This is a genomic window from Microbacterium sp. BK668 (genome assembly GCF_004362195.1).
In the GTDB taxonomy this organism is placed as follows: domain Bacteria; phylum Actinomycetota; class Actinomycetes; order Actinomycetales; family Microbacteriaceae; genus Microbacterium.
This window is the reverse complement of sequence record NZ_SNWG01000001.1, coordinates 2238128-2250784: the sequence shown is the minus strand read 5'-3', so window position 1 is coordinate 2250784 and position 12657 is coordinate 2238128. Positions and strand designations below refer to the sequence as shown.

Genomic DNA, 12657 nt, shown 5'->3' with positions numbered 1-12657 from the left:
AGGTCCGGCGATCGGAATCAGGACGAGGCATCCGGTTCCATCCTGATCTCGTCCCTCGATCCTGTGTCCGCCTCGTCGGCGGTCGGCGGTCGCGGTGGGTAGACGAGCGTGACGAGCACGACCGAGATGATCATGAGCAGAAACCACGAGACGAGCTTCGACAGCGCCACCGGGTGCCAGCCGTCCACCTGGTCGGGGTAGCTCCACGCCCCCGCCCACGTCCCGATGTTCTCGGCGAGGTAGATGAACAGCGCGACGCCGGCGAAGGCGGCGAGCTGCGGCATCCGGAGCACCCTGCGCCAGATGCGCGCGTACATGGTGGTGCGCAGCCACAGCAGGACGACGGCCGCGAGGAGCACCCAGCGCAGGTCGATCCAGAAGTGATGCGTGAAGAAGTTGACGTAGATCGCGGCGGCGACGATCACCGTCAGCCACCGCCGCGGGTAGCGGGTGAAGCCGAGGTCGAAGAGGCGGTACACGCGCACCATGTACGAGCCCACAGCGGCGTACATGAAGCCGCTGAACAGCGGCACTGCCCCGATCCGCAGCACGCCGTCCGCGGCGTAGGCCCACGAGCCGACGTCGGTCTTGAACAGCTCCATCGCCGTGCCGGTCAGGTGGAAGAGGACGATGACCCAGAGCTCGCGGCCCGTCTCCAGTCGCGCGGCGAGCATGACGATCTGGATGACGATCGCCGCGACCGTCAGGAAGTCGTTGCGCGCCAGCACCGCGTCGTCGGGGTACCACAGCCGCGCGGCGACGATGACCGCCAGGAGCGCCGCGCCGAAGACGCAGGCCCACGCCTGCTTGAGGACGAACACCGCGAACTCGACGAGCCCCGCCCGCGCTCCACGCGCCGACGCATCCCGCAGCAAGGTCTGCGCGACGGCGTCGATCCGGCGCTCGAGCGGCGTGGAGCTGCGCATCCGACGACGCTAGCCGACGCGGACCCGCGACGCGGGGTTCCCGTGCGACGCACCGCCGGTGTTCCGGGGTGCGGGAAGGGGGTTGGCGCTATCGTGTGGCCGACGGCACTCGCCGCCGCACCCTTCCGAGAGAGGCATCCATGCGATTCTTCGACACCGACGAGTACGAGGGCTTCTGGGGCTCCTTCGGCGACATCATCTGGTGGTTCCTGTGGGCGTTCGTGTTCGTCGCCTACCTGTTCGTGCTGTTCGCCATCATCTCCGACCTCTTCCGCGACCGGAAGCTCAGCGGCTGGTGGAAGGCGGTCTGGATCCTCTTCCTGATCTTCCTGCCGTTCCTCACGGCGCTGGTCTACCTCATCGCGCGCGGTGCGGGTATGGGAGAGCGGGCCGCGAAGGAGGCCCAGACCGTGCGCGCCGCGCAGGACGCGTACATCAAGTCCGTAGCCGCGCCGGCGAGCCCCGCGGACGAGATCGCCAAGGCCAAGGCGCTCCTCGACGCCGGAACGATCACGCAGGCGGAGTACGACGCCATCAAGGCCAAGGCGCTCGCCTGAGTCGTCGGTCTCCCGATCGAGCCCCCGGTCCGCCCCGCGCGGGCCGGGGGCGTCTCGTCGACGGATGCAGCGGCGACCCGATCAGGGATAGACCGGCCTGCTGCCGGTGCCGAGAGCGATGATGCGAGCGACCATCTCGTCGCTCGTGGTGTTCTCGCCCGGCACGTTGGGCTTGCCGAGACCGTGATAGTCGCTCGAGCCCGTCACCACGAGGTCGAGCTTCTCGACGAGGCCGCGCAGGACCCGCTTTCCCTGCTCGGTGTTCTCCCGGTGGTCGAGCTCGAAGCCGGCGAGGCCGAGTCCGACGAGCTCCTCCAGGAGCGGGATCGCCATCATCCGGGCGCGTCCCGACGGAGTGGGGTGGGCGACGACCGGCACTCCGCCGGCGGCGACGACGAGCCGGACGGCCTTCTCCACGTCGGGGGCGTAGTGGCCCTCGTAGTACCCCTCGCGGGGGTGGAGGATCGTGTCGAACGCCTCGCTCCGCGACCGGACGATGCCACGCGCGACGAGCGCGTCGGCGATGTGCGGACGGCCGATGGTCGCGCCGTCGCCCGTCTGCTCCACGACGTCGTCCCAGGTGAGCGGATAGTCGCGCCCGATGCTGCGCACGATGCGCTCGGCGCGTCCCGCCCGGTCGTCCCGGATGCGCTCCATCTCGGCGCGCAGCCCCGGGTCGTCGGGATCGAAGAGGTAGGCAAGCAGGTGCACCGACCGCCAGTCGTTGCGCGCTGAGAGCTCCATCCCCGGGAGGAAGGTCATCCCCAGGGATGTCGCGGCCTCGGCCGCCTCGGCCCATCCCGACGTCGTGTCGTGGTCGGTCAGGGCGACGGTGCGCAGGCCCCGGCTGTGTGCGGCGGCCATCACCTGGGCGGCCGACTCGGTGCCGTCGGAATGGACGGAGTGCAGGTGCACGTCGCTCGGCCCTTCGAAGCGCCTTCCCCCAGCCATCCTTCGAGCGTAGCGCCCGCTCCGGGCCGCCTGCGGGCAGGCACTTCTCAGCCTGCTGACATAGAGTCGCGGGCGTGCTGCGCTTGCTCGGGATCGTCCTCGCCGTGCTCAGCGCATTGGTCGCCGCGGTGCTCACCTGGCCCTCGCTCTTCCGGGTCGATCAGCTCTTCCCGGTGGCTCAGATCGTCGCCTTCCGCAGCGTCCTGCTCGTCATCATGGGCGCCGTCGCGCTCGTCGCGCTGCTGCTCGCGCTCGCCCGCCCGCTCCGCCTCTTCGCCCTCTCGATCGCGTTGATCGCCGCGATCGCTCTCGGGGCGAACGCGCTGACCCTCGTCTCTCGGGGCCTCGGCACCGACTCGCTTCCCGAGAAGACGGCCGACGCCATCCGGGTCATGACGTGGAACACGGCCGGATCGGCCACGTCCCCGGAGTCGGTCGCCCAGATCGCCGTCGCGATGGATGCCGACATCGTCACCCTCCCCGAGACCACGATCGAGACGGGTGAGGCCGTGGCCCTCGCGATGCGCGACCTCGGCCACCGCATGTGGGCGCATCACGCGGAGTTCGGCGAGGACGGCTGGGACGCCCGCTCGACGACACTGCTGATCTCGCCCGATCTCGGCGACTACGCCGTGATCGAGTCGTCGGTGGAGGGCACGACGAACACGTCGACCGTGCCGAGCGCGGTCGCCATGCCGGTCGACGGCGACGGCCCCACCGTGGTCGCGGCGCACGCTGTCGCGCCCCGTCAGCAGTACATGGGGCGCTGGCGCGACGACCTCTCGTGGCTCGCCGACCAGTGCGGCCAGGGCGAGAACGTCATCCTCGCGGGAGACTTCAACGCGACGATCGACCACATGGGCCGGCTGGGCGTCGACGGCGGCACCCTCGGACACTGCCATGACGTCGCGTCGGAGACCGGGAACGGGTCGGTCGGAACGTGGCCGACGAAGCTCCCCGGGCTCCTCGGGGCGCCGATCGATCACGTCATGTCGTCCGAGGACTGGGTGCCGACGGGCTCGATCGTGCTGCGGTCGCTCGACGGGTCGGGAAGCGATCACCGGCCCCTCATCGTGCAGCTCGAACCCGCCGGCTGAGCCTCCGCTCCGCCGAGGCTCGACACCGGCCTCCCTCCTCCGCGTCGCATCCGCGCCGCATCCGCGCCGCATCCGCGCCGCATCCGCTCCGCCTTTTCTCGGCCTGATCCCCGCCCGGTGCGCCGTGCGACACTGGACGCATGAGCACCTCAGGCGAGAGCGACACGATCGCGACCGACACCCCCGCCGAAGCCGCCGAGCGCCCGTCGACCTCGACGAACCGGCGCCAGCCGTACGGGACCGGCTTCCTCGACACCATCTCGACGGGCTGGGCCGAGCGACCCGACCTCGCGCCCCCGCAGCGCGAGCAGGCGCCGTATGCCGCTGCCCGCCGCGAGAAGCTCTCCGCCGCCTTCCCCGGCAAACGCCTCGTCATCCCCGCCGGCGGGCTCATGCAGCGCAGCAACGACACCGACTACCCGTTCCGCGCCCACTCCGCCTTCTCCCACCTGACCGGCTGGGCCGCCGACAGCGAGCCCGACTCGGTGCTCGTCTTCGACCCCCGCGACGAGGGCGGTCACGACGTGACGCTCTACTTCCGCGAGCGCGCCGATCGCGCGACGAGCGAGTTCTACGCGGATGCCTCGATCGGCGAGTTCTGGATCGGCCCCCGTCCCGCCCTGTCCGGGGTGGCGGGCGACCTCGATCTCGGCACGGCGCACCTCGACGACTTCGGCTCGACCGACGAGGACCTCGTCGTCGGCGACGACGACGACCTGACCCGCGCCGTGTCGGAGCTTCGCCTCGTCAAAGACGAGTACGAGATCGCCCAGATGCGCCTCGCGGTCGACACCACCGCGAAGGGGTTCGACGACATCATCCGCGAGCTCCCGCGCATCATCGAGCACCCGCGCGGCGAGCGCATCGTCGAGGGCGTCTTCCACCAGCGCGCCCGCAGCGACGGCAACACCGTCGGCTACGACACGATCGCGGCCTCCGGGCCGCACGCGTGCTATCTGCACTGGACGCGCAACGACGGGGCCGTCGTCCCCGGCGACCTCATCCTGATCGACGCGGGCGTGGAGGTCGACAGCCTCTACACCGCCGACATCACGCGGACTCTCCCGGTGAGCGGGCGCTTCACGCCCGTGCAGCGCAAGGTGTACGAAGCCGTGCGCGAGGCGGCCGACGCGGCGTTCGCGGCCGCGCGGCCCGGGGTGAAGTTCCGCTCGGTGCACGAGGCGGCGATGAAGGTGATCGCGGCACGCGTCGCCGAGTGGGGCCTCCTGCCGGTGACGGCCCAGGAGGCGTTGGACGCCGAGCGCGGGGGTCAGCACCGCCGCTACATGGTGCACGGCACGAGCCACCACCTCGGCATCGACGTGCACGACTGCGCACAGGCCCGCCGGGAGATGTACTACGACGGCGAGCTCGAGCCCGGCATGGTGTTCACGATCGAGCCCGGCCTGTACTTCCAGATCGACGACCTGACGGTTCCCGAAGAGCTGCGCGGCATCGGTGTCCGCATCGAGGACGACGTCCTCGTGACCGACGACGGCGTCGAGAACCTCTCGGCCGCGATCCCCCGCACCGCTGACGAGGTGGAGGCCTGGATGCTCCGGCTCGGCGTCGGCGCCTGAGCCACCGCTGTGAGCTTCACTCCTCCTCCCGCCTTCACGACCCGGCCCACCCTCGAGGGCTCCTTCGGGATGGCCGCGTCGACCCACTGGATCGCAACGGCGACGGCCCAAGCGGTCCTGGAGCGCGGCGGCAACGCCTTCGACGCCGCCGTCGCCGGCGGCTTCGTGCTCCACGTGGTCGAACCGCACCTCAACGGCCCGGGCGGCGACCTCGTCGGGATCTTCGCAACGGCTGAGGACCCGGGCCGGCCCGTCGTGCTCATGGGGCAGGGACCCGCCCCGGCCGGCGCGACGATCGAGCACTACCGCGCGCAGGGCCTGGACCTCGTGCCCGGTTCCGGCGGTCTCGCCGCGGCGGTTCCGGGCGCCGTCGACGCGTGGCTCGTGCTCCTCCGCGACCACGGCACGTGCGAGCTGCATGAGATCCTCTCGTACGCGGTCCACTACGCCCGCGAGGGTGCACCGCTGCTCGGCCAGGCCGCCGCGACGATCCGGCGGGTATCCGGTCTCTTCGAGGAGCACTGGCCGACGTCGGCGGCGCTGTGGATGCCGGGCGGCGACGTTCCCGCGCCCGGGACGATCGTGCGCAACCCGGCGTATGCCGCCGTTCTCGAGCGGCTCGTGCATGCGGGATCGCATGTGCGCGACGAGGGACCTGTCGGGCGCGCCGCGCGCATCGATGCGGCGCGTGGAGAGTGGAAGACCGGGCTCGTCGCGGGCGCGGCATCCGACTTCCTCTCCCACCCGCACCGCCACTCCACCGGCGCCGACCATGCGGCCGTCATCACCGCGGGAGACTTCGCGGCGTTCGATGCGGGATACGAGGATGCCGTGACCGCCCCGTTCCGCGGTCACGTCGTGGCGAAGGCCGGCGCGTGGACGCAGGGACCGGCGCTGCTGGAGGCGCTGCGGATCCTCGAGCCGCTGCCCGACGACGACATCGACCCCTCGACGGAGCGGGGTGCCCACACGCTCCTCGAGACGATCAAGCTCGTCCTCGCCGACCGGGATGCGCATCTCGGCGACGGCGCCCGCCTCGACGCCCTCCTCTCGGAGAGGTTCGCCGCCGAGCGCCGCTCACAGCTCGGTGAGGCGGCGGCCCACGAGTGGCGTCCCGGCCACGTCGCGGGGGCTGAGCCGTTCCGCCCGCCCTTGCGCGCAGATCCGGCGGCGCTGCCGGGTTCCCAGGAGCCGACGATCTCGCGGACGGGCGCGACGCGGGGCGACACCTGCCATATCGACGTCGTGGATCGGTGGGGCAACATCGTCGCGGTGACGCCGTCCGGCGGATGGCTGCAGTCATCCCCCGTGATCGCCGAGCTCGGCTTCCCGCTCGGCACGCGGCTGCAGATGATGTGGCTCGACCCCTCCGCACCGGCGGCCCTCATCCCCGGGGCGCGCCCGCGGACGACCCTCACCCCCACCCTCGTGCTCCGCGACGGACGAGCCGTCATGGCGCTCGGCACTCCGGGCGGCGACCAGCAGGAGCAGTGGCAGCTGCCCGCCCTCGTGCGGATGCTCGTGGGGGGATACACCGCGCAGCAGGCGATCGACGCCCCGACGTTCCACTCGATCGCACTGGTCGACTCGTTCTGGCCGAGGACGTGGCATCCCTCCGGCGCCTTCGTGGAGGACCGCCTCGGCGACGACGTCATTGCGGGACTCGAGCGCCGCGGTCACTCCGTCGTCCGCGCCGGCGACTGGGCGCTGGGGCGCATCTCGGCCGTCGGCATCGATCACGATCGCGGTACGGTGTGGGCTGCGGCCAATCCCAGGGGGATGCAGGGCTACGCGGCGGGCCGCTGAGCCTCCGTCATTCCCGGCGGCGGATCCACTCCGCGACGAGAGGTGCGAGGTCCGCGGCGATCGTCTCGGCGGGGCGCTTGCGCCCCGCGATCTCGAACGAGTGCCCTGCGCCCTCGATCCAGTGCAGCGTCGCGTCCTGGCACGAGGCGACGGCCTCCTTCAGCTGGTCGCGGGGCTGAACGAACGGATCGTTCGTCCCCTGGAGGAACAGCTGCGGCGGGGCCACATCCGGAAGGTGGGACACGCGGGCCTTCGCCGGGTCGCCGGGGGGATGCAGCGGATAGCCGAGGTAGACCAGGCCCGCGGGATGCAGGGCCTCCTCGGCAGCGGCCATCGAGGCCATGCGGCCGCCGTACGACTTCCCCGTCGCCCACAGGGCGAGGCCGGGCGCGTGCTCGCCGATCCACGCCTCGACCGCCGACCAGGTCCTCACGGCGTGGGCGGCCGGACCCGGCATCCGCCGTCCGGCCTCGACGTACGGGAAGTTGAAGCGGAGGGTCGCGAAGCCCTCGGCGCGCAGCGCGCGGGTGAACCCGACGAGGAACGGATGCCCGTAGCCCGCGCCGGCACCGTGGGCGACGGCGACGACCGCGCCAGGGGCCTCCGGCGCCGCCCAGGCCGCCGACACCTCGACCCGCCCGGCCTGCAGGTCGACCGGAACGCGGACGTCGATCTCGGGGGTGTGTTCGGTGCGCGTCACGAAGACGCAGGTCCCGGGGCATCCGGCCGGTCCGCCGTCCCCGGCCTTCCCTCCCCGTCCGCTGCGGCGGACGGCTCTGCCGGAGCGGGCATGACGCGCTCACCGTAGCGCGGCGGCTCGTCGTCGGCGGGCGGGCGCGCCTCCGGCGGCGCCGGGGCGGCGGGGGCGGCCGGCGCGGCGGTTGCGGGCGGCGACACCGAGGAGCCGAGCACCTGGCGCGCACGGTGGATGCTGTTGGCACCGACGGTGACCTCGTAGTGATCGGCGACGACCTGCATGACCGAGGCGTAGTCGCGGCGGCGGCGGACGAAGGAGTACGCGATGATGCTCATGAGCATGCCGATCGCGATGCCGACGAAGAGCACGCCGACGAATGCCTGGATCGGCACGGACGGCGACCCGAGGACGAGGATCGCCGAGAACAGCAGGCCGAGGAGCAGGCCGTTGATCGCGCCGGTCCGGGCGGCGGCGGCATAGCCGAGGCGCCCCGTGACGCGCTCGATGGACCGCAGCCCCTGGCCGACGATCGCGATGTCGCGCGCGGGGACCTCGGCGGCGATGAGGCTCGACACGGCCTTCTGCGCGCCCTCGTACGTCGGGAAGGACGCGACGGTCTGACCGACCTCGGCCGCGCCCTGCGGACCCCGTCCACCCATCATGCTCATCTCCTCATCCTCCCATGCGGGCGGGGCTACGCTGGATTCGTGAGCCAGCAGAGGGTATTCGTCGCGCGCCTTGCCGGTTGCGCGGTCTTCGACCCCGTGGGCGACCGGCTCGGCAAGGTCCGGGACGTCGTCGTGATCTACCGCAAGGACGATCCTCCCCGCGTCATCGGACTCGTGGTCGAGATCCCCGGACGGCGCAACGTGTTCGTCTCGATCGGTCGCGTCACCTCGATCGCGACCGGTCAGGTCATCACGACAGGGCTCATCAACGTCCGGCGCTTCCAGCAGCGTGGCGGCGAAGTGCGCGTCATGGCGGAGCTCCTCGGCCGCAAGGTCTACCTGACCGACGGCTCGGGCGTCGCCGTGATCGAGGACGTCGCGATCGAGCGCAACCGGCTCGGCGAATGGGATGTCGGACAGCTCTTCCTCCGCCGCCCGAAGACGAGCGCCTCGCCGTTCGCGAAGGGCCCCACGACGTTCGCCGAGTGGTCCCAGGTGCGCGAGACGCAGGTGCCCGGCGAGGCGCAGTCCGCCGAGCAGCTCGTCGCAACGTTCTCCGAGCTCAAGCCCGCGGACCTCGCCAACACCCTCCTGGACCTCCCCGACGAGCGCCTGCTCGAGGTGGCCGAGGAGCTCCCCGACGACCGCCTCGCCGACGCGCTGGAGGAGATGCCCGAGGAGGACCAGGTCCACATCCTCGAGGCCCTCGGCGACGAGCGCGCCGCGGACATCCTCGACCAGATGGAGCCGGACGACGCCGCGGACGTGCTCGCCCAGCTGCCCGAGGACCGCCTCGAGGAGCTCCTCGACCTCATGGAGCCGGAAGAGGCCGAGGACGTCCGTGCGCTCCTGAAGTACGGCGCCGACACGGCCGGCGGTCTAATGACCCCCGAGCCCATCGTGCTCTCCGCCGACGCGACGGTCGCCGAGGCGCTCGCGCTCATCCGACGGCACGAGCTGCACCCGGCGCTCGCCGCGGCGGTCTTCGTCACGCTGCCGCCGTACGAGACGCCGACGGGACGCCTGCTGGGCACCGTGCACTTCCAGCGCATGCTGCGCTACCCGCCGCACGAGCGCCTCGGCGCGATCATCGACGACACGCTCGACCCCGTTTCGGCCTCGGCCTCGGCGGCCGAGGTCGCCCGCCTCCTCGCCAGCTACAACCTCGTCTCGGTGCCGGTCGTCGATCAGGCCCACCGTCTCGTCGGCGCCGTCAGCGTCGACGACGTGCTCGACTACCTCCTGCCCGAGGACTGGCGCTCGCACGACGGAGATGAACCGACGTTCGAACCCGTTCCGACCTCGACCGCGAGCACACTGCTGAAGGCCAAGCCCTCGGGCGGCGGGCGGCGGCGCTGATGGCACGCCGTCAGAGCCGCCAGCCCGCGCTGGACGCCCCTCGGGGGCGCCCCGGAATGCTCGCGCGGACGCCCCAGCCCTCCCGTGATCGCTTCGGCCGCTTCTCGGAGGCGTTCGCGCGCGGAATGGGGACGTCGGGTTTCCTCCTCGGGATGACGATCTTCGTCGTCGTGTGGCTGTCGTGGAACACCTTCGCCCCGCCGCAGTATCAGTTCGACCCGCGCGCGACCAACTTCACGCTGCTGACGCTCATCCTGTCGCTGCAGGCGTCGTATGCCGCTCCCCTCATCCTGCTCGCGCAGAACCGGCAGGACGACCGCGACCGCGTGCAGATCGAGCAGGACCGTCAGCGCGCCGAGCGCAACCTCGCCGACACCGAGTACCTCGCCCGCGAGGTCGTCGCCCTGCGACTGGCGGTGAGCGACTTCTCCGACGAGGTCGTGACCCGCGACGTGCTGCGGACGGAGCTGAGAGCCCTCCTCGAACAGCTCGAAGCGCGAGCCGCGGAGCTGCCCAGCGGAACGAGCGGATCGGCCCGGTGACCGACGCCACCGCTGCCGTCCGGGCGGCGGTCGGCGCCGTCGTCGACCCCGAGCTGCGCAGACCCCTCGAAGAGCTCGGGATGGTCCGCGAGATCCGGGTCGAGGGCGACCGCGCCGACGTCGCGATCCTCCTGACGATCGTCGGGTGTCCTGCCGCCGAGCGGATCAGCAGGGACGTGACGGATGCCGCGGCCTCCGTGGAGGGGATCGCGAACGTCGTCCTGGACGTCGGCGTCATGTCGCCCGCTCAGCGTCAGACGCTCACCGAGCAGCTCCGCGGCGGACGCGCCGCGCGCACGATGCCCTTCGGCCCCGACTCCCTGACGCGGGTGATCGCCGTGACGAGCGGCAAGGGGGGAGTCGGCAAGTCCACTGTGACGGCCAACCTCGCCGTGGCGCTGGCCGCGCGCGGACTGAGCGTCGGGCTCGTCGACGCCGATGTGCACGGCTTCTCGATCCCGGGGCTGCTCGGCCTCGTCGACGCCGACGGGCGCACGGCGAAGCCGACGCGCATCGACGACCTCATCGTGCCGCCGATCGCGTACGACGTGAAGACGGTGTCGATCGGGATGTTCCTGCGCGAGGGCGAAGAGCGCTCCGCCGTCGCCTGGCGGGGACCCATGCTGCATCGCACCGTCCAGCAGTTCCTCACCGACGTCTTCTTCGGCGACCTCGACGTCCTCCTGCTCGACATGCCGCCCGGCACGGGGGATGTCGCGATCTCGGTGGGGCAGCTCCTGCCCCACGCCGAGGTGCTGGTCGTGACGACCCCGCAGGCTGCGGCGTCCGACGTCGCCGTCCGCAGCGGACTCGTCGCTCGTCAGACGGGGCAACGGGTCGCGGGGGTCATCGAGAACATGTCCGCGATGGTGCTCCCCGACGGCACGACGCTGGACGTGTTCGGGTCGGGCGGCGGCTCGACGGTCGCCGGCGCCCTGTCCACGGGCGATGCGCCCGTTCCGCTCTTGGCCTCGATCCCTCTCAGCCCGGCTCTTCGTGCGGACGCCGATGCCGGCGTCCCCGTGGTGGTCGCGCATCCCGAGGATCCCGCTGCGCAGGCGATCGTCGCGGTGGCGGCGGACATCGCCGCGCGGCCGCGGGGCCTGTCTGGCCGCTCGCTGCCGGTGCGACCGCGCTAAGTCGCCTCGCCGTCGAACGGCGGCGGATCGTTCGGGCTGAAGCCTCGCGCGGCGCCCGGCGGAGCCGACGCGCTCGGGGAGGTCGCCTCGATCGCGGCGCCCGCCGCGACGGCGCGCACCGTGGGGACGGGGGCGTCGTCCAGGAGCGCCTCGCGGATGATGCGTCGCGGGTCGTAACGACGAGGATCGAGCGTCCGCCAGTCCACGTCGTCGAAGTCCTCGCCCATCTCGTCCTGCACGCGGGTCTTCGCGTTGCGCAGGAAGTCGCGGGCCCGGGTGGTGAGGCGCGCGAGGCTCTCCGCGTACTGCGGGAGTCGCTCCGGTCCGATGAGCAGTGCCGCGATCACGCCGATCACGATCAGCTTCTCGAAGGTCAGACCGAAGAACACTCCCTCAGGTTACCGCCGCGCCTGATCTGTCCTCCCACGCGGTCGGCATAGGCTTTCCCGGGGAGGAGTGCGGCATGAGCGAGCAGGACGCGAACTACCGCTTCGCGAACGAGGCGACGGTCGAACCGGATCACATCGCCCGGGCGCGCGCACACGCGCTGGAGCTCGGCGCAGCTCCGGTCAGTGCGGCGGTCGGCGCACAGTGCGCGCTGCTGGCCGCGGCATCCCAGTCCCTCAACATCGTCGAGATCGGGACCGGAGCGGGCGTCTCGGGACTGTGGCTCCTGCGGGGCGCGCCGCGGGCGACGCTGACGACGATCGACAGCGAGCCCGAGCACCTCGCCGCCGCCCGCAAGGCGTTCTCCGACGCGGGCGTCGCGCCGGCCCGGGCACGCTTCATCACCGGCCGGGCATCCGATGTGCTGCCCCGCATGAACGAGGCGTCCTACGACATCGTGCTCGTCGATGCGGACCCTGACGGCGTCATCGAGTTCGTCGAGCACGGGCTGCGACTCGTGCGCGCCGGCGGGACGGTGCTCGTGCCCCGCGTGCTCCACGGCGGGTCCGTCGCCGATCCCGTCCGCCGCGATGCCGTCACGACCGCGTACCGTTCGCTCATCCAGGAGACGCAGGCCTCCCCCGCCGTCCTCGGCGCGCTCTCCATCGTCGGCGAAGGCCTCCTCCAGCTCACGACCGTCCCGGGCGACTGATGCCTGAACGACGGAACGGCCGGTCCGAAGACCGGCCGTTCCGTCGTTCTCCACCTGTCAGGCGGCGTTGACGACGTCACCCAGCACGTCGTACAGCTCCTTCGCCTCAGCGTCGTTCACGGAGACGACAAGGCGGCCGCCGCCCTCCAGCGGGACGCGCACGATGATGAGGCGACCCTCCTTAACGGCCTCCATCGGTCCGTCTCCGGTTCTCGGCTTCATGGCTGCCATCGCGG

General features: G+C 71.8%; 14 protein-coding genes. 8 read left to right on the top strand and 6 right to left on the bottom strand.

The features are described from left to right. Positions 1-17: 17 nt before the first annotated feature. A complete protein-coding gene (locus tag EV279_RS10010) occupies positions 18-926 on the bottom strand; it encodes a DUF817 domain-containing protein (protein ID WP_133543091.1) in 909 nt (302 codons plus the stop codon). Between the two features lie 140 nt (positions 927-1066). Here EV279_RS10010 and EV279_RS10005 point away from each other — a divergent pair, with 140 nt between their 5' ends. Next, positions 1067-1483 carry an SHOCT domain-containing protein gene (locus tag EV279_RS10005; RefSeq protein ID WP_133543089.1) on the top strand — a complete coding sequence of 139 codons (417 nt, stop codon included), beginning with the start codon at positions 1067-1069 and terminating at the stop codon, positions 1481-1483. Between the two features lie 81 nt (positions 1484-1564). Here the strand turns inward: EV279_RS10005 and EV279_RS10000 are convergent, their stop codons facing one another. Then, on the bottom strand, positions 1565-2434 hold the full coding sequence (locus EV279_RS10000; protein WP_133543087.1) for a PHP domain-containing protein: 870 nt from the start codon (positions 2432-2434) through the stop codon (positions 1565-1567). A gap of 74 nt (positions 2435-2508) precedes the next feature. Between EV279_RS10000 and EV279_RS09995 the strand changes: the two genes are divergently transcribed. From EV279_RS09995 to EV279_RS09985, 3 genes are all read left to right on the top strand, one after another. Further along, entirely contained in the window at positions 2509-3531 is a 1023-nt protein-coding gene (locus EV279_RS09995) for an endonuclease/exonuclease/phosphatase family protein (RefSeq protein WP_133543085.1), read from the top strand. A 140-nt stretch (positions 3532-3671) separates the two neighbouring features. Continuing rightward, complete coding sequence (locus EV279_RS09990) at positions 3672-5111, top strand: aminopeptidase P family protein (protein ID WP_133543083.1); 1440 nt, start codon at positions 3672-3674, stop codon at positions 5109-5111. Positions 5112-5120: 9 nt separating this feature from the next. Beyond that, the gene (locus EV279_RS09985; RefSeq protein ID WP_133543081.1) at positions 5121-6917 is read left to right on the top strand and encodes a gamma-glutamyltransferase; all 1797 of its coding nucleotides are present in this window, start codon (positions 5121-5123) and stop codon (positions 6915-6917) included. A 7-nt stretch (positions 6918-6924) separates the two neighbouring features. On the opposite strand, the gene EV279_RS09980 is transcribed toward EV279_RS09985, so the two are convergent. Beyond that, positions 6925-7617, bottom strand: coding sequence for an alpha/beta family hydrolase (locus EV279_RS09980; protein ID WP_243728518.1), 693 nt, complete (start codon positions 7615-7617; stop codon positions 6925-6927). Further along, a complete protein-coding gene (locus EV279_RS09975) occupies positions 7614-8282 on the bottom strand; it encodes a general stress protein (RefSeq protein ID WP_243728517.1) in 669 nt (222 codons plus the stop codon). The genes EV279_RS09980 and EV279_RS09975 overlap by 4 nt, the downstream gene beginning before the upstream one ends. A 39-nt stretch (positions 8283-8321) precedes the next feature. On the opposite strand from EV279_RS09975, the gene EV279_RS09970 reads away from it, so the two are divergent. Genes EV279_RS09970 through EV279_RS09960 form a run of 3 tightly spaced genes read left to right on the top strand, consistent with a single transcriptional unit; the run spans position 8322 to position 11322 of the window. Continuing rightward, positions 8322-9641 carry a CBS domain-containing protein gene (locus tag EV279_RS09970; protein WP_133543079.1) on the top strand — a complete coding sequence of 440 codons (1320 nt, stop codon included), beginning with the start codon at positions 8322-8324 and terminating at the stop codon, positions 9639-9641. Further along, complete coding sequence (locus tag EV279_RS09965; protein ID WP_133543077.1) at positions 9641-10183, top strand: DUF1003 domain-containing protein; 543 nt, start codon at positions 9641-9643, stop codon at positions 10181-10183. The genes EV279_RS09970 and EV279_RS09965 overlap by 1 nt, the downstream gene beginning before the upstream one ends. Continuing rightward, complete coding sequence (locus EV279_RS09960; protein WP_133543075.1) at positions 10180-11322, top strand: Mrp/NBP35 family ATP-binding protein; 1143 nt, start codon at positions 10180-10182, stop codon at positions 11320-11322. Before EV279_RS09965 ends, EV279_RS09960 begins: the two co-directional genes overlap by 4 nt. Here EV279_RS09960 and EV279_RS09955 read toward each other — a convergent pair. Continuing rightward, on the bottom strand, positions 11319-11711 hold the full coding sequence (locus EV279_RS09955; RefSeq protein WP_133543073.1) for a Sec-independent protein translocase TatB: 393 nt from the start codon (positions 11709-11711) through the stop codon (positions 11319-11321). The two genes, EV279_RS09960 and EV279_RS09955, sit on opposite strands and share 4 nt — an antisense overlap. A 74-nt stretch (positions 11712-11785) precedes the next feature. Here EV279_RS09955 and EV279_RS09950 point away from each other — a divergent pair, with 74 nt between their 5' ends. After that, positions 11786-12421, top strand: coding sequence for a class I SAM-dependent methyltransferase (locus EV279_RS09950; protein ID WP_133543071.1), 636 nt, complete (start codon positions 11786-11788; stop codon positions 12419-12421). Positions 12422-12478: 57 nt separating this feature from the next. On the opposite strand, the gene EV279_RS09945 is transcribed toward EV279_RS09950, so the two are convergent. Further along, complete coding sequence (locus EV279_RS09945) at positions 12479-12652, bottom strand: DUF3117 domain-containing protein (RefSeq protein WP_133543069.1); 174 nt, start codon at positions 12650-12652, stop codon at positions 12479-12481. Between the last annotated feature and the right edge of the window lie 5 nt (positions 12653-12657).

Coding starts and splice junctions, on each gene's coding strand:
- EV279_RS10005 (WP_133543089.1), top strand. CDS start 1,067: ATGCGATTCTTCGACACCGACGAGTACGAGGGCTTCTGGGGCTCCTTC.
- EV279_RS09975 (WP_243728517.1), bottom strand. CDS start 8,282: ATGAGCATGATGGGTGGACGGGGTCCGCAGGGCGCGGCCGAGGTCGGT.
- EV279_RS09990 (WP_133543083.1), top strand. CDS start 3,672: ATGAGCACCTCAGGCGAGAGCGACACGATCGCGACCGACACCCCCGCC.
- EV279_RS10000 (WP_133543087.1), bottom strand. CDS start 2,434: ATGGCTGGGGGAAGGCGCTTCGAAGGGCCGAGCGACGTGCACCTGCAC.
- EV279_RS09965 (WP_133543077.1), top strand. CDS start 9,641: ATGGCACGCCGTCAGAGCCGCCAGCCCGCGCTGGACGCCCCTCGGGGG.
- EV279_RS09945 (WP_133543069.1), bottom strand. CDS start 12,652: ATGGCAGCCATGAAGCCGAGAACCGGAGACGGACCGATGGAGGCCGTT.
- EV279_RS10010 (WP_133543091.1), bottom strand. CDS start 926: ATGCGCAGCTCCACGCCGCTCGAGCGCCGGATCGACGCCGTCGCGCAG.
- EV279_RS09950 (WP_133543071.1), top strand. CDS start 11,786: ATGAGCGAGCAGGACGCGAACTACCGCTTCGCGAACGAGGCGACGGTC.